The organism is Cryptosporangium japonicum, from assembly GCF_039524755.1.
GTDB lineage: Bacteria > Actinomycetota > Actinomycetes > Mycobacteriales > Cryptosporangiaceae > Cryptosporangium > Cryptosporangium japonicum.
Genome location: NZ_BAAAGX010000006.1, coordinates 36,910 through 52,536, shown reverse-complemented (window position 1 = coordinate 52,536; position 15,627 = coordinate 36,910). Strand labels below are relative to the sequence as shown.

At 72.1% G+C, this 15,627-nt stretch carries 15 protein-coding genes; 10 read left to right on the top strand and 5 right to left on the bottom strand.

Annotated elements, in window-relative coordinates; translation table 11 throughout:
• Positions 1–63 precede the first annotated feature (63 nt).
• From tsaB to ABD437_RS05085, 5 genes are read left to right on the top strand one after another with little or no spacing between them, the layout of a single operon-like run.
• Positions 64–741 carry a tRNA (adenosine(37)-N6)-threonylcarbamoyltransferase complex dimerization subunit type 1 TsaB gene (tsaB, locus tag ABD437_RS05105; RefSeq protein WP_344647575.1) on the top strand — a complete coding sequence of 226 codons (678 nt, stop codon included), beginning with the start codon at positions 64–66 and terminating at the stop codon, positions 739–741.
• Between the two features lie 29 nt (positions 742–770).
• Positions 771–1,217 carry a ribosomal protein S18-alanine N-acetyltransferase gene (gene rimI, locus ABD437_RS05100; protein WP_344648154.1) on the top strand — a complete coding sequence of 149 codons (447 nt, stop codon included), beginning with the start codon at positions 771–773 and terminating at the stop codon, positions 1,215–1,217.
• Entirely contained in the window at positions 1,210–2,271 is a 1,062-nt protein-coding gene (tsaD, locus tag ABD437_RS05095; RefSeq protein ID WP_344647574.1) for a tRNA (adenosine(37)-N6)-threonylcarbamoyltransferase complex transferase subunit TsaD, read from the top strand. Before rimI ends, tsaD begins: the two co-directional genes overlap by 8 nt.
• Positions 2,268–2,522 (top strand): antibiotic biosynthesis monooxygenase family protein, encoded by a 255-nt coding sequence (locus ABD437_RS05090; protein ID WP_344647573.1) that lies wholly within the window; start codon positions 2,268–2,270, stop codon positions 2,520–2,522. Before tsaD ends, ABD437_RS05090 begins: the two co-directional genes overlap by 4 nt.
• On the top strand, positions 2,519–3,475 hold the full coding sequence (locus ABD437_RS05085; protein WP_344648153.1) for a nucleoside hydrolase: 957 nt from the start codon (positions 2,519–2,521) through the stop codon (positions 3,473–3,475). The genes ABD437_RS05090 and ABD437_RS05085 overlap by 4 nt, the downstream gene beginning before the upstream one ends.
• Here the strand turns inward: ABD437_RS05085 and ABD437_RS05080 are convergent.
• A complete protein-coding gene (locus tag ABD437_RS05080) occupies positions 3,472–4,629 on the bottom strand; it encodes a class I SAM-dependent methyltransferase (protein WP_344647572.1) in 1,158 nt (385 codons plus the stop codon). The two genes, ABD437_RS05085 and ABD437_RS05080, sit on opposite strands and share 4 nt — an antisense overlap.
• A 167-nt stretch (positions 4,630–4,796) precedes the next feature.
• Between ABD437_RS05080 and ABD437_RS05075 the strand changes: the two genes are divergently transcribed.
• On the top strand, positions 4,797–8,090 hold the full coding sequence (locus ABD437_RS05075) for a tetratricopeptide repeat protein (RefSeq protein WP_344647571.1): 3,294 nt from the start codon (positions 4,797–4,799) through the stop codon (positions 8,088–8,090).
• Here ABD437_RS05075 and ABD437_RS05070 read toward each other — a convergent pair.
• The 3 genes from ABD437_RS05070 to ABD437_RS05060 all read right to left on the bottom strand — a co-directional run bounded on the left by ABD437_RS05070 (position 8,084) and on the right by ABD437_RS05060 (position 10,207).
• Positions 8,084–9,028 (bottom strand): hypothetical protein, encoded by a 945-nt coding sequence (locus ABD437_RS05070; protein ID WP_344647570.1) that lies wholly within the window; start codon positions 9,026–9,028, stop codon positions 8,084–8,086. The genes ABD437_RS05075 and ABD437_RS05070 overlap by 7 nt on opposite strands.
• An 85-nt stretch (positions 9,029–9,113) precedes the next feature.
• Positions 9,114–9,992, bottom strand: coding sequence for a DUF72 domain-containing protein (locus ABD437_RS05065; protein ID WP_344647569.1), 879 nt, complete (start codon positions 9,990–9,992; stop codon positions 9,114–9,116).
• Positions 9,993–10,015: 23 nt separating this feature from the next.
• Complete coding sequence (locus ABD437_RS05060; protein ID WP_344647568.1) at positions 10,016–10,207, bottom strand: DUF1918 domain-containing protein; 192 nt, start codon at positions 10,205–10,207, stop codon at positions 10,016–10,018.
• 453 nt (positions 10,208–10,660) lie between these two features.
• Here ABD437_RS05060 and groES point away from each other — a divergent pair, with 453 nt between their 5' ends.
• The gene (gene groES / locus ABD437_RS05055; protein WP_344647567.1) at positions 10,661–10,969 is read left to right on the top strand and encodes a co-chaperone GroES; all 309 of its coding nucleotides are present in this window, start codon (positions 10,661–10,663) and stop codon (positions 10,967–10,969) included.
• Between the two features lie 107 nt (positions 10,970–11,076).
• A complete protein-coding gene (gene groL, locus ABD437_RS05050) occupies positions 11,077–12,717 on the top strand; it encodes a chaperonin GroEL (protein WP_344647566.1) in 1,641 nt (546 codons plus the stop codon).
• 136 nt (positions 12,718–12,853) lie between these two features.
• Here the strand turns inward: groL and ABD437_RS05045 are convergent, their stop codons facing one another.
• A complete protein-coding gene (locus ABD437_RS05045; protein WP_344647565.1) occupies positions 12,854–13,183 on the bottom strand; it encodes a WhiB family transcriptional regulator in 330 nt (109 codons plus the stop codon).
• Between the two features lie 582 nt (positions 13,184–13,765).
• Between ABD437_RS05045 and shbA the strand changes: the two genes are divergently transcribed.
• Positions 13,766–14,383: an RNA polymerase sigma factor ShbA gene (shbA, locus tag ABD437_RS05040; protein ID WP_344647564.1), complete on the top strand. Its 618-nt coding sequence runs from the start codon at positions 13,766–13,768 to the stop codon at positions 14,381–14,383.
• A complete protein-coding gene (locus ABD437_RS05035; RefSeq protein WP_344647563.1) occupies positions 14,380–15,615 on the top strand; it encodes a tetratricopeptide repeat protein in 1,236 nt (411 codons plus the stop codon). The genes shbA and ABD437_RS05035 overlap by 4 nt, the downstream gene beginning before the upstream one ends.
• Positions 15,616–15,627: the final 12 nt, after the last annotated feature.

The window sequence follows — 15,627 nt, the reverse complement described above, 5'->3', positions numbered from 1 at the left end:
TGTCCGCTCCGCTACGCACCGCGCCGTCCGCAGTCGGCGCCGGCGAATCAGTAGGCTTGCGGGGTGCTGGTTCTGCTAGTCGATACGGCCACCGCCGCCGTCACCGTCGGTGTCGCCGAGATCACCGCCCCCTCCGCGGTCACGGTCCGCGCGCGTCGCGTCGTCGTGGACGCCCGGCGGCACGGCGAGACGCTGGCCCCGAGCATCACCGCGGCGCTGTCTGAAGCGGGCGTCTCCGCCGCGGACCTGTCGGCGATCGTCGCCGGCGTGGGCCCCGGTCCGTTCACCGGTCTGCGTGTCGGCCTGGTGACCGCGGCCTCCCTGTCCGACGCCCTGGGCGTACCGGCCTACCCGGTCTGTTCGCTCGACGGTCTGGTCGTGCCGGGCCGTCCGGTGCTGGTCGCCACCGACGCCCGGCGCCGCGAGGTCTACTGGGCCACCTACGACGCCACCGGGGCCCGCGTCCACGGGCCCGACGTCGCCAAACCGGCCGACCTGCGGGCCCGGCTCGACGCCGGTGAGTTCGGCCGACCCGAGGTGGCGGTCGGCAGCGGGGCGGCGCTCTACGCCGAGCAACTCGGGCTGCCCGTCGGCGAGCCGCAGTACCCGACCGTCGAGGGCCTCGTCGCCCGCGCCGCGCCACGCGTACTGGAGAAAGCGCCGGCCGAGCCGCTCACCCCGCTCTACCTGCGTCGGCCCGACGCCGTCGAACCCGGCGCCGCCAAATCGGTGCTGACGTGACCGGAGTGGTGCAGACGGTCACCGCACCGATGCGCTGGTGGCACATCGAGGCCGTCGGCCCGATCGAACGTGACCTGTTCGGCGACGAGGAGTGGTCGCCGGGCATGTTCTGGTCCGAACTGGCCCAGGCCGACACCCGCTGGTACCGCGTCGCGCTCGACGGCGACGACGTGGTCGGGTACGCCGGGCTGTGCGTCTACGGGCCCGACGACGCCTGGGTGCAGAACATCGCGGTCCGGCGCGACCGGCAGGGGCACGGCTTGGGCGCGCGGCTGCTCGACGAACTGCTCACCGAGGCGTCACGGCGCGACGCCCGGCAGGTTCTGCTCGAGGTCCGCGCCGACAACGCACCGGCGCAGCGGCTCTACGCCCGCCGCGGGTTCGAGGCCATCGGCCTGCGCCGCGGTTACTACCAGCCGAGCGGCGCCGACGCGATAGTGATGCGCTTGGAAGCACCAGGGAGAGAGAATGACTGACGAGCCGTTGGTGCTCGGCATCGAAACGTCCTGCGACGAGACCGGCGTCGGCATCGTGCGCGGCTACGAGCTGCTGGCCGACGCCGTCGCGTCGAGCGTCGATCAGCACGCGCGGTTCGGCGGGGTCGTGCCCGAGGTGGCCAGCCGCGCGCACCTGGAGGCGATGGTGCCCACCGTGCACCGCGCGCTCGCCGACGCGAACGTGACGCTCGCCGACGTCGACGCGATCGCGGTGACCGCCGGTCCCGGCCTGGCCGGGGCGCTGCTGGTCGGTGTCGCGGCCGCGAAAGCGTACGCGGTGGCCCTGGACAAGCCGCTCTACGGCGTCAACCACCTCGCCGCCCACGTCGCGGTCGACACGTTGGAGCACGGCCCGCTGCCCGAGCCGGCGATCGCGATGCTGGTCTCCGGCGGGCACTCGTCGCTGCTGCTGGTCGACGACCTCACCGGTGACGTCGAGGCGCTCGGCGCCACGATCGACGACGCGGCCGGCGAAGCGTTCGACAAGGTCGCCCGGGTACTCGGCCTGCCGTTCCCCGGCGGCCCGCCGATCGACAAGGCCGCCCGCGAGGGCGACGCGGGCGCGATCGCGTTCCCGCGTGGGCTGACCGGCCCGCGCGACTACGCCGAGCACCGGTTCGACTTCTCGTTCTCCGGGTTGAAGACCGCGGTCGCGCGCTGGGTGGAGACCCGGCAGCGCAACGGCGAGCCGGTCCCGGTCGCCGACGTCGCCGCGTCCTTCCAGGAGGCGGTGGCCGACGTGCTCACCGCGAAGGCGATCGACGCGTGCAAGCGGCACGGGGTGGAGACGCTGCTGATCGGCGGGGGAGTGGCGGCGAACTCGCGGTTGCGGTCGCTGGCCGCCGACCGGTGCGAGAAAGCCGGCGTCCAGCTGCGCGTGCCGAGGCCGAAGCTGTGCACCGACAACGGGGCGATGGTCGCCGCGCTCGGCTCGCGGCTGGTCGCCGCCGGGGTCGCGCCGTCCCCGCTCGACCTGCCGGCCGATTCGTCCCTGCCGGTCACCGAAGTGGTTCTGGCCGGTGTGACCCGGTGATCGTGCGGATGGTCGAGATGGCCGCCCACCCGGGGGCGCACCAGGAGCTCGTCGACTGGGCCTGCGCGGTGGCGGTGCCCGAACTCGAGCGACAGCTGGGCCACGTCAGCTCCGAGGTGTTCACGTCCGCGGACAACCGGCTCGTGGTGATCTCCCGCTGGCGGTCGGAGCCGGTCGCGCTGGCCGATCCGCCGAACCATTGGCTCCGACGAGAGGCGCACTCATGGGATTTCAGCCCGGTAGACCGGTGATCCTCGACGTCGACACCGGCGTCGACGACGCGCTCGCGCTGTTGCTGGCGGTGAAGTCGACGGCGCTCGACCTGCGCGGGGTCACGTGCGTGGCCGGCAACACCGGCCTGGAGGCGGTGGTACGCAACACCCTGCGTGTCCTCGACGCCGCCGGGGCGCCGCTCGACCTGCCGGTCGCGGCCGGCGCCGCCCGTCCGCTGCTGGACCCTCCGCACCTGGCCGAGCCCGACGCCACCCAGACCGCCGAACACGTCCACGGCGCCGACGGGCTGGCCGGCGTCGACCTGCCCGACTCCGCGCGCCCGCTCGACCGGCGCCCGGCCGTCGAGCTGCTGCGTGACCTGCTGCTCGGAGCCGAGGCCCCGATCACGCTGGTGCCGCTGGCGCCGATGACGAACATCGCGCTGCTCCTGCGCACCTACCCGGAGGTGCGGCCCAAGATCGAGCGGATCGTGCTGATGGGCGGCGCGGTGAACGGCGGCAACGTCACCGCGGCGGCCGAGTTCAACGTCTTCGCCGACCCGGAGGCGGCCGCGATCGTGTTCGGCGCGGGCGTGCCGGTCACGATGTACGGGCTGGACGTCTTCTACTCGGTCCGGGTCTCCGCGGCCGAGGCCACCGCCATGGCCGCGTCCGACGTGCCGTCGGCCCGGCTGGCCGGTCAGCTCCTGCTGTTCCGGATGACCGGCGAAGCAGACTCGGCCGAGATCGGCGACGCCGGTGCGGTCGCCGCGGTGATCACGCCGGACGGCCTCACCACCGAGGCGCTCCCGGTGCGGGTCGAGCTCGACGGGCGGTACACCCGGGGCGCCACGCTCGTCGACCGGCGCGCGGAGAGCGACAAGGACTGGGACCCGCACCGCGCGTACCCCGCGCCCGTCGTCGACGTGGCGCTGGGCGTCGACGCGAAGCGCTACGCGGCGATCTTCGTCGACACCGTGAGCTGTCCCTAGAGCGGCTGGCCGAGGATCGCGATCGGGGCCGTGCCCAGCCGGGTGAGGATCACCGTCGCCGCGTTCGGGCCGTTCAGCTTGAGCTGCGGGCGCAGCTGCTCCGGCGTGACCGCGGTACCGCGTTTCTTGATTTCCAACCGGCCGACGCCGCGTCGCGACAGTTCGGCGCGGAGCCGTTTCACGCCGAACGGCATCACGTGTTCGACGCGGTAGCCCCGGGCGAACGGGGTGTCCGCCGGCGAGTCGGTGGTGAGGTACGCGATCGCCGGGTCGAGCAGGCGTCCGTCGATCCGGTCCGCGAGTTCGGCCACGAGGTGCGCGCGGAGCACGGCGCCGTCGGGGTCGTAGAGGTACCCGCCGATCTCCCCGACCGGGGCCTCCCTGGCGCCGCTGCCGGTGAGCTCGGCCGGGAGCACCGACGCGCGGCGGGGCGTCTCCGCGAGCGGGCCGAACCACAACGCGGCCTCCACCACGTCGCCGCGTTCGGACACCCACTCCGCCTCCGCGCCGGGCGGGATCCGGTCGTGGTCGAGACCGGGAGCGACCTTCACCGCGGTGCGCGGGATCCGGGCCGCCACCGACAGCAGGAACGACCACGGCGGCGAGTACGCGTCCGGGTCGAACACCCGGCGGCCACCGGCCCGGCGCGCCGGATCGCAGAACGCGGCGTCGTACCCGTCGAGCGCCACCGACGTCGCGTCGGCGCAGATCACCCGCGCCCGGTCGGTGCACCCCAGCGCCTCCACGTTCGCGGTTGCCACCGCCGCCGTCACCGGGTCCCGCTCCACCCCGGTGACGTCCAGGCCGGCCCGGGCCAGCGCGATCAGATCCGACCCGGCGCCGCAGCCCAGATCGACGACCCGCGTCGCGCCGCTCCCGGCCAGCCGGGCCGCCCGGCGCTCGGCCACGCTCGCTCGGGTGGCCTGCTCCACGGCGTCGGCGGTGAACAGCATGACGGCGGCGTCGGACCCGAGTTTGCCCGCGGCGGAGCGGCGGAGCCGCTGCTGGGTGAGCGCCAGCGAGACCAGGTGGGGGTCGTGCCCGGCCGCGCGGAGCCGGGTGGCGAGCGCCAGTGGATCACCCTCCGCCACGGCATCCGCCAACGCGGCCACGCCCGCGGCGGACCGCAGCGCCTCGACGTCCGAGATCTCCACGGAAGAAGATCCTCACACGTTGAACCGAGGCGGGCTCAACGGCGTGATGGCAGAGGTGGGTGGCGAGCGACGATGCTCATGATGTCGCCGTGTAGTCGGGAGCCGAAGGAGCCGCAACAGCATGGGAACCTGCGGTGGCTGATGGTCGGCGGGCATCGCGTGGTTGGGTGGAAGTCGACATCCGGTCCGAAGGCATCGAAAAACCGGCGGAGCGACCGGCTCCCGGGTACGGCGGGGAACTGGGGTACGGGGCGCCCGACCGCTACGGGTTCGGCGACGAGCGCGACCCGTTCGAAGCGGCCTACCACGGCCCGTCCGGGCACGGCCCCGGCTCACCGGCGTACGACCCGTACGAGTCCGGCCTCGGTTCGGTCTCCGCGTACGACCCGGAGTCCCCGTACGGCCGGGGCGGCTACCAGGACTACGACACCGGCTACTACGCCGGCCCGAACCACGGCCCCGAGTACGGGGCCGGCGGCGTCGCCGGTTACGGCGGGCTGCTGGCGATCGAGGCCGGCCCCAGCGCCGACGAGCCCGACAACCTGCCGGTGCTCGCGGAACCCTACGACGACCTGCGCGACCGGGTCCGGGCGCCGCTCCCGGTGCCGACCTCGATCGCCGAGGTGCGCGATCTGCTGTTCGAGCCGTTCGGGTTCGTTCCGGTCGGGTTGGCGTCCGAGTGGCTGCGCCCGGAAGCGGGCATCGTGCCCACCGAGCCCCGCCCCGAGGTCGACGAACTGGTCGCCTGGGCGACGCAGGCCGACCGCGGCCCGGTGCTGCGGCTGCTGTGCGGAGCCGGCGGCCAGGGCAAGACGCACGCCGCGCAGCAGATCTGCTCCGCGCTGGAGGCCCAGGGCTGGCTGGCCGGGTTCCTCGACCTGCCGCCGGCGGCCTGGCGCACGACCGGCCCGACCGACCTGGAGCTGACCGGCCCCGACCAGGTCGAGTGGGAACAGCAGCTGCGCCGGGCGCCGGAGATCATCGCGGGGATCCGCGCGGTCGTCGAGCTGCGCACCCCGACGCTGCTCGTCGTCGACCAGGCCGAATCGGTCGGTCCGCTGGTCGGCGAACTGCTCTCCACGATCGACGAGTACGACGCGGCGGCGTGGGTCCGGGTGCTGCTGCTCGCCCGGTCGCCCGACGGTTGGTTCACCGATCTCTCCGAGGCCCACCGGCTGCGTTCGTGGGTGGCGCCGAGCCCGGTCTGGCTGCACCCGCTGCCCCAGCAGCTCGGCCCGCAGGCGTCCGACGCGGTGTGGCGCTCGGCGGTGGCCGCGTTCGCGAACCGGGCGGTGTCCGACGGGGTGCTGCCGCGCGTCGACCTGGAGCGGCTCACGTTCCCCGCGCCCGCCGGTCTGTGGGCGACGACGCTCGACTTCTACGCCGACGCCGCCCTGCGCGTGCTGGACGCGACCGCACCGTCGTTGCGTCGGCACACCCGCCGTGACGGTGGCGGACCCGACCCCGTCGCCGGAGTGCTGGCCTACGAGCGGCGGCAGGTGTCCGCGGTGCTGGCCGCGGCCGGGTGCGGGATCGAGGACGGGCAGCGCGACTGGGCGATGGCCGTGGTGAGCCTGCTGCCCGCGGCGACACCGGAAGCGGCCGTCCGGGCGCTGCGGTCGGTGCCCGCGCCGTGGCAGGTGCCGGCCGACCGTCGCGCCGACGTCGCGATCGCGCTGGCCCGGCTCTACCGGGGAACGGCCGAGCAGGGCTGGTCGCCGCCGCGTCCGGCGCGGCTGGCCGACGCGCACCTGCTGGACCTGGCCGGGAGCCTGGCCGACCCGGAGTGGTCGGCGGTCGTCTCCAGCATCGCCGGCGACGCCGACCCGCTCGCCGCGCTGCACGCGGCCACGACGCTGATCCGGTGCCTGTCCGCGCCCACCCCGTCGCGACGGCAGGAACGGGCGAAGAACCGGATCAGCGTGTCGCTGCCGTGGCTGCTGCGTACCGCGCCGGGCCGGTACGCGGTGCCGCTCGTGCTGCTGGCTCCGACCCGGTACACGAAGGTGATCACCGACCTGATCAGCGCGCGTGAGATGCCGCTGGAGACCGTGCGTCAGCTGGACTCGCTGGTGCTGTCGGTCGGCTTCACCCCCAGCCGGGCCGAGATCGCGGCCGCGGTGTCGGAGCGGCTGGTCGCGGCCGCGCGTCCGGGCGCCGATCCGCAGGCGTACGAGCTGAGCGAGTACGCGCGCTGCCTGAACAACCTGGGGATCCGGCTCTCGGCGCTGGGCCGGGTCGAGGACGCGCTGGCCCCGGCCGAGGACGCGGTCGCGGTGCAGCGGCGGCTCGCGGTGGCCGACCCGTCGTACCTGCCCGACCTGGCGATGTCGCTGGACCTGCTCGGAACCGCGCTGGCCGACGCCGGACGACCGGACGAGGCGCTGCCGCCCGCCGAGGAGGCGGTGGTCGCCTACCGGCGGCTGGCCGCGCAGGACTCGGTCGGGTACCTGCCCGAACTGGCGTCCGCGCTGAACACGCTGGGCATCCGCCTCACCGACGTCGGACGGCGGGAGGAGGCACTCGACCCGGTCGAGGAGGCGGTGGCGGTCTGCCGTCGGCTCTCGGTGATCAACCGGGCCACCTACCAGCCCGAGCTCGCGTTCTCGCTGACGAACCTGTCGATCAGCCTGGCCGACCTGGAGCGCTGGGAGGAGTCGATCGAGCCGGCCGAGGAGGCGGTGGTCGTGTACCGGCGGCTGGTGGCCGCCGACTCGGTGGGACACCTGCCCCAGCTGGCGCTCGCGCTCAACAACCTGGGCAACCGGCTGGCCGAGACCGGCCGGTCCGCGGACGCGCTGCAGCCGGCCGAGGAGGCGGTGGCCGTGTACCGGCGGCTCGTCGCGTCGAACTCGCTGGAGTACCTGCCGAACCTCGCGGCGTCGCTGAACAACCTGGGGATCCGGCTGGCCGAGGCCGGTCGGATGGAGGAGGCGCTGGAACCGGTCGAGGAGGCCGTCACGGTCTACCGCCGGCTCGTGGACACCGTCGGCGAGGGTTACCTGCCGGAGCTGGCGCTGTCGCTGCACAACCTGGCCAACCGCCTGGTGCGCCTGTCGCGGCCGATCGAGGCGCTGTCGCCGGTGGCCGAGGCCGTGGACATCCGCAGCGGGCTGGCCGACCTCGACCCGGAGCCGCACCTGCCCGACCTGGCCCGGTCGCTGGCGGCGGCCAGCACCACGATGGCCGCGGTGGGGCGGCTCGAGGACGCGGTGTCGGCGGCGGACCAGGCGGTCGAGGTGATGACCGGGATCGGCGCGGGCCGCGACGAGACGCTGATGCTCGCGGTCACGAAGATCCGCGACCGGGCGCACGCGCGCCTGGAGTCGGACGAGCGCAACGCCAAGCGCGCGCTCACCTCGACCACCACCACCGTGCAGGTGCTCGGCTGGGGTGCCGGCAATCAGGTGCCGGCGCACTCCCGCCGCCGGGAGATCGAGCGCGGCCGTCCGTCCTACTGATAGCTGACGTAGTCCGGGGGATGGGTGAAGGCCAGGACCTCGGCGGGCCGGTACGGGTCGACGTCCTCGTCGTAGAAGAGCTTGTAGCCGAGCTTGAACTGCGCGGGGCGTCGCACCGCGGCGTAGGTCGCGTCCTTCTCGCGCCGCGTCCCGAAGCCGTCGACGTGCTGCACCATCACCAGGCCCGGCCGCGGCACGATCTTCTCGACGTCGGGCAGCATCGCCCGCCGGAACTGGTGGAGCAGGAACAGTTTCTCGGGGAGCTGCGCGGCCCGGGTGATCTCGGAAACGTACGCGGAGGCCGCGTTGACCTCGGCGGCCGACGCCCGCCCCACCACCTCGCCCGGCACCTCGTTCCAGGCGACCCGCCACTCCGGGTCGAGCGCGATGCCGACGTTCGGGTGTTCGAGCGCCCAGCGGTAGGGCTTGATCGCGTCGAGGAAGTTCAGCCGGCCCGGCTGGATGTCGAGGACGACGAGCGCTTTCGCCTTCTCGGCGGCCTCGATGTACCGGCGGATCACCGCGGGCTTGATGCTGTGGCTGTAGACCCGGTTCTTCCCGGGTTTCCGGTCGGCGATCCGGACGATGAGCTCGAACGCGATCTGCACCGGCCGGTCGGGGGTGGCGAAGGGTGCCGCGGCCGCGCGCAACCGCGGAACGATCCGGTCCGGTGGTTCCTCGCCGAGGACGCCGAGCGTGCCGCCGCCGGTGCTGCCGTAGTACGCGACCACCCGGTACCGCGGGAAGATCTCCCGCCCGCCGAGGGGCAACTCCGGCGGCAGCTCCGGCGACGGCGCGGGCTCGACCGCCTGCGGCGGCGCCGGCGTCTCGGCTGGCGGTCGTTCGTCGGCGCTGCATGCCGTGCCCGGAACGGCCGCCAGCGCGAACGCCAGCGTTACCGCCACCGACCGGCGATACGCCCTGATCTTCCGGTTCATGCCGTTCAGCTAACCGGATGAAGGGCAATTTTGGGGAGATCTGCGCCAGTCGGGGGTCCGATGAGGATTCGAGACCGGCAGGCGGTTACGGCTTCTCGCCCGAGCCCAACAGGTCGATGAGCTGCTGCGCGTTGGTCTGGGCGTAGTCGGAGTAGCAGTTGTTCATCAGGACGTGGGTCTCCGCGGCGGGCAGGGTCCGGATCTGTTCCGCCCACGACTCCAGCTCCTCGGGCCCGTACAGGTACCCGAACTTCTGGTGGATGTCCTTCGACGTCCACTTCTCGCTGTGGCCGTGGAACCGCACCACGGCCAGGTCGCTGGTGGCGACGACCACCGGCGGTACCGAGCTCGGATACCCCTGCGGCATGTCGACCACGACGTACGGCAACTGGTAGTCGGTCAGGAACTCCAGCGTCGCGTCCCGGTTCTCCGGCGAGAGCCACGTCTTGTTCCGGAACTCCACGCAGATCCGGTCGGACCCGCACCGCTCCTTCACCTGCAACAGGTACTCGCGGTTGCGTCGGCCGATCGGGAACCACTGGGGGAACTGGAACAGCAGCGCGCCGAGCTTGCCGGCGGCCCGGAGCGGTTCGAGCGCCGCGAGGAACCGCTCCCACACCTCGTCGACGACGCCGGCGTCCAGGTCCTTCAGGTAGACGTTTTTCGAGGAGTCCAGCGACCCGCGGAGATCCTTGTACAGCGATCCCGGCCGCGTCGGATGCTGCGTGAGCAGCGAGAACGCCTTGATGTTGAAGGTGAAGTCAGCCGGTGTGCGCTCGGCCCACAGCGCGGCGGTGTTCTCCGCCGGCGGGGAGTAGTAGGTGGAGTCCACCTCGACGATGTCGAAGTTCGACGCGTAGTAGCCGAGCCGTTCGGCGGCGGAGTCGACGCCGTCGGGGTACCAGCCGGAGGCGATCAGCGTCCGGTCGGTCCACGACGCCGTGCCGACCCGAATCCGTCCCATGCTGGGCCGTTGCCCAGCTGCGGCTACCGGGAAACCGTGTGTTCGATGACCGCGTCCGGCCCCGGGAAGATCAAGCCCTGGTGACCGTCGTTGAAGGCGACGAGGTAGGGCGGCTGGCCTTCCGAGCCGCGCACCTCGAGCACCTCGCCCCAGAGGTCCGGAACCCCGGCCGTGTGGCCGTGGACGTGGACCCGGTCGCCGATGTGAGCCTGCATCAGTTTCGCACCTCCAGCGGGGTCCGCCTCATGGCCCCGGTTGGAACCAACTCTTCTCTCACGCACCCGGCATGGAAAGAGTAGGCGTGTCAACGGTTCGTGAACTCTGCGGCCTGGGTCACAACTAGTTCTGTAACATCAGCACGCAAAGTAACTGCGCGATCGCTCCCGGCAACTATACGCGCATACTTCCCGGTGTCTACGAGAAAGATCGCGAAAGATGCTGGGTAGCCGCCTTCCGGATACCGCGTCCGGGTCCACCTAAACGTGCGGCTGATCAGTTGGCACTCGGCTTGACGGAGTGCCAACAGCTGCTAGTGTTCCCTTAGCACTCGACCTTCGAGTGTGCCAACTCGTGCACGAGGGCGTCTTGATCCCCGCGACGGCGAGCCGCCCCGTGAAGCACCGGTGGATTGCAACGGTTTGCGCCCCACGAAGGGGGAGGACAAAGACGTGACGACCGCTACCAAGGTCAGCATCAGGCCGCTCGAGGACCGCATCCTGGTTCAGGCGAACGAGGCCGAGACGACCACGGCTTCCGGCATCGTTATCCCGGACACCGCCAAGGAGAAGCCCCAGGAGGGCACCGTCCTCGCGGTCGGCCCCGGCCGTATCGACGACAAGGGCGCCCGCGTTCCGGTGGACGTGAAGGCCGGCGACGTCGTTATCTACTCGAAGTACGGCGGCACCGAGGTCAAGTACGCCGGCGAGGAGTACCTGCTGCTGTCGGCCCGCGACGTGCTCGCGGTAGTCGAGAAGTAAGCCTTGTCTTGACACGTGCGCCCCGGTGGCGGCGGCCATCATCGGCCGCTCGCCGCCGGGGCGTACGTGTTTCGCGCCGCTAGACCTAGATAGGGACTGCCAAACAGATGGCGAAGATTCTTTCCTTCTCCGACGACGCCCGGAAGGGCCTCGAGCGCGGCGTCGACGCGCTCGCTGACGTCGTCAAGATCACGCTCGGCCCCAAGGGCCGCAACGTGGTCCTCGACAAGAAGTTCGGCAGCCCGACGATCACCAACGATGGTGTCACCATCGCGCGTGAGGTCGAGCTGACCGACCCGTACGAGAACCTCGGCGCCCAGCTCGCCAAGGAGGTCGCCACCAAGACGAACGACGTCGCTGGTGACGGCACCACCACCGCCACCGTGCTGGCGCAGGCGCTGGTCCGCGAGGGCCTGCGCAACGTCGCCGCCGGTGCGAACCCGATCGCGGTCCGCCGGGGCATCCAGTCCGCGGTCGAGGCCGTGAACACCGCGCTGCTGGAGAAGGCCACCCCGGTCGAGTCCAAGCAGTCGATCGCGCACGTCGCGACGATCTCGGCCCAGGACGCCACCATCGGTGACCTGATCGCCGAGGCCATGGACGTCGTGGGCACCGACGGTGTCATCACCGTCGAGGAGTCCTCGGCGATGGAGACCGAGCTCGAGGTCACCGAGGGTCTCCAGATCGACAAGGGCTACATCTCGCCCTACTTCTCCACCGACGCCGAGAGCCTCGAGGCGGTCCTCGAGGACGCTCGCATCCTCGTCACCACCGAGAAGATCTCGTCGATCGCCGACCTGCTCCCGCTGCTGGAGAAGGTCGTCGAGGCGAAGAAGCCGCTGCTGATCATCGCCGAGGACGTCGAGGGTGAGGCTCTCTCCACCCTGGTCGTCAACTCGATCCGCAAGACCTTCACGGTCGTCGCGGTCAAGGCGCCCGGCTTCGGCGACCGTCGCAAGGCCATGCTGGGCGACATCGCCGAGCTGACCGGCGCGCAGGTCATCGCCCCGGAGATCGGCCTCAAGCTCGACCAGGTCGGCCTGGACGTGCTGGGCACCGCTCGTCGCGTGACCGTCACCAAGGACAACACGACGATCGTCGACGGTGGCGGCACCGCCGAGGGTCTGGCCGGTCGCATCGCGCAGATCAAGAACGAGATCGAGCTCACCGACTCCGACTGGGACCGCGAGAAGCTCCAGGAGCGCCTCGCGAAGCTTTCCGGCGGCGTCTCGGTGATCCGCGTGGGTGCGGCCACCGAGGTCGAGCTCAAGGAGAAGAAGCACCGCATCGAGGACGCCATCTCGGCGACCAAGGCGGCCGTGGAAGAGGGCATCGTCGCCGGTGGCGGCACCGCGCTCGTGCACGCTGCCCCGGCGCTCGACGGTGACCTCGGCCTCACCGGCGACGAGGCGACCGGCGTCAAGATCGTCCGCGCCGCGCTCTCGTACCCGCTGCGCAACATCGCCGAGAACGCCGGCCTCGAGGGCGGTGTCGTCGTCAGCAAGGTCTCCGAGATGCCGGTCGGCTCCGGCCTGAACGCCGCCACCGGCGAGTACGGCGACCTGCTCGCGCAGGGTGTCGTCGACCCGGTGAAGGTCACGCGCAACGCGCTGGCCAACGCCGCGTCGATCGCGGGTCTGCTGCTCACGACCGAGAGCCTGGTCGTCGAGAAGCCGGCCGAGGAGGAGCCCGCGGGCCACTCGCACGGTGGCCACGGCCACTCGCACAGCCACGGTCCGGGCTTCTGATCCGTCCGTAGGCACGCGAAAGGCCGGTGGGGCTTCCCCACCGGCCTTTTGTCGTCACGCCGCCCGGCGAACCACCGCCCGCGGTGCAGAGCCGGGTCGGCGCGCCGGCCGCCCACCTCCTGACCACGCCGGAGGCTCAGAGCGTGCGCACGATCTCCTCGGTCTCCACCGGGGGGAGCAGCGCGTCGCCGCGGCCGGTGCCGAGCAGCTGGGTGCGCTCGGCCTCGGACAGGCCGCCCCAGACTCCGTACGGCTCCCGCACCGCCAGCGCGTGCTCCCGGCACGGGTCGACGACGGGGCAGGACGCGCAGATCGCTTTGGCTTCGTTCTCACGCCGGGCCCGCGAGGGACCCCGCTCGTTGTCGGGATGGAAGAACACCGCGCTGTCGAGGCCGCGGCACGAGCCGTGCAGCTGCCAGTCCCACACGTCGGTGTTCGGTCCGGGAAGGCGGCGGACGTCGGCCATGGGGTCCTCCAAGTGCAAGTGCGGTCGATCCAGCTAATGCCCCTGGTCGCGGCGGGGAAACGCGACCGAGACAACTTTTGCATCGATCTTGCGTCGATAGAGCGTGTGATGACACGGGGTTGCGTCGATTCGCTTACGTCGAACTATCCGGCCCGGGTGCGTCGAACTGCCCGGCCGACTCGCCGCATTGACCGGACGGCCGATTGGCGGCGCGAGCATTCCCGGGTGAAATACCAGCCTGGGTAGTTTCCGGACCGTCCGATGTGTCAGGTCTTGGTTACTCAGCGTTCCCGTCAGTCCTCGTCGTCACGCTGCGCAACCTTTGTGGTGAGTGGAGTGCTCACGACCTAACGGAGTAGTTGAGAATTTGATCTGGTCCCCTCTGACCTGCGGATTGACGTCTCGCTCCGGGCCAGACCGCCTCGTCCGTCCGGCGGATGCGATTGGGCCGAGCGGACAGGTGCCGCCCGTGGCTCGGGCTGGCAGGCTACGGTCAGGAATCGTGGTCAGGCTTGGACGTGAGCCCCGCACGTGTGAGCCAGGCGGGCGCGGAGACGAATGCGGTCCTCGGACAGGACGGCGATGACGGGGACGACGATCACCGGTACTGGTAACACCGGGGGCGAGGTCGGGCGCGAACTGGACGTGCTGGCGTCCCTGGCGGCACGGTCGGATCCGGCCGCGACGGCCGAGCTGCTCCGGCAGGTGCAGCCGATGGTGGTGCGTTACTGCCGCGCCCGCTTAGGGCGCGCAGGCGGCGGTACCTATACGACGGCGGACGACGTAGCGCAGGAGGTGTGTCTCGCGGTGTTGCACGCACTGCCTCGCTATCGCGACCAGGGACGCCCTTTCACCGCGTTCCTGTTCCGCATCGCGGCCAACAAAGTGACCGACGCGCACCGGGTGGCGGCGCGTGAGCTCGGTGTTCCGGTGCAGAACGTGCCGGAGACCGCGGCGACCGACGCGGGCCCCGAGGGGTACGCGATCGAGGCCGACGGGTCCCGGCGCATGCGTGACCTGCTCGACACGCTGCCGCCCCAGCACCGTGACGTCCTGCTCCTGCGCATCGCCGTCGGGCTGAGCGCCGAGGAGACCGGGCAGGCGCTGGGGATGAGCGCGGGTTCGGTGCGGGTCACCCAGCACCGGGCGCTCAACCGCCTGCGCCGCACCGTCGACCCCGTGGTCCGGGAGACGGCGTGAGCGATCACCGCATCCCCAGCCCCTACGGCGGGCCCGATCACCGGCGCCCGGCCGATCCGTTCGCCGACGCCGAGACCGATGCCGGGGTGGACGCCATCCTTCGCGACGACGCTCTGCTCGACGCTCTCGGGCGGGGTGAACTTCCCGCCACCTACCGGGCGGACGTCACCGCGCGCCTGCTCACCACCTGGCGCGACGACCTCGACGAGGGGTTGCCGCCGCTGCACGCCGCCGAGGCGCCGGCCCCGGTGCTCCTCGCGCCGGCGCGCGAGGACGACACCGACGTCCTCCCGCTGTTCGACGACACCGCACAGCTCCCGCCGTTCTCGGACCCCGACCGCATCGACGAGTCGGTGCGCTCGGCGTTCGTCGCCGCGGGCTACGCGCGCCCCACCGAGCAGCTCCCGCCGGTGCGCCCGAGCGAGGCCGCCACCGAGCAGTTCCGGGCGTCGTTCGACGAGCTGCCGCCGGCCGACGACAAGCCGCCGGTCACCGAACTGGGGCGCCGCGGCCCCGGTCGTCGCCGCCGGTTCGACCGGGTCGTCGTCGCGACGGCCGCGGTGGCCGCGGTGCTCGCCGCCGGTTCGGCCGGGAGCGTCGCCGCGGCGGCCACCGCCCACCCCGGCGACACGCTGTGGCCGATCAGCCGGGTCGTCTACGCCGAGCGGGCCCGCTCGATCGAAGCCAGCGAGGATGCACACGTGTCGCTGCGGAAGGCGCGCGAGGCGTTGGAGCGTGGCGACACCGACGCGGCGCAGCGGTACTACGACGAGGCCCAGCAGAAGCTCGACCAGAACGTCCGCGAAGGTTCCGACGAGGCCGATCGCCTCAGCCAGGACCTGGAGACGACCGCCGCGATCCCCGACTTCCCGGTGGTGCCGGGCAGCCGGTGGAACCCGTCCACCGCCGCGCCGTCCTCGAGTGCCGGCAGCAGCAGTTCGTCCGATCCCTCGGGGCAGTCGAAGTGGAAGCGTCAGCGTCAGCGCGAGGGGCGGAGCTCCAGCCAGGCCTCGCCGCCCGGCACCTCGACGGTGCCGACGCCGACCACCGGCGGGGCGACCCCGACCAACCCCGGCCCGACGACGGGCGCGCCGGATCCCGAGCCGAGCACGCAGAGCCCCGAGCCGACGCCGACGGAGACGAAGAGCCCCGATCCGGTGCCCACCGCGGAACCCTCGACGGGCGGCACGGCTCCGGCCGAGCCGGGAGCCGAGTCCGCGCCGGCCGAATGATCGGTTAGTGCC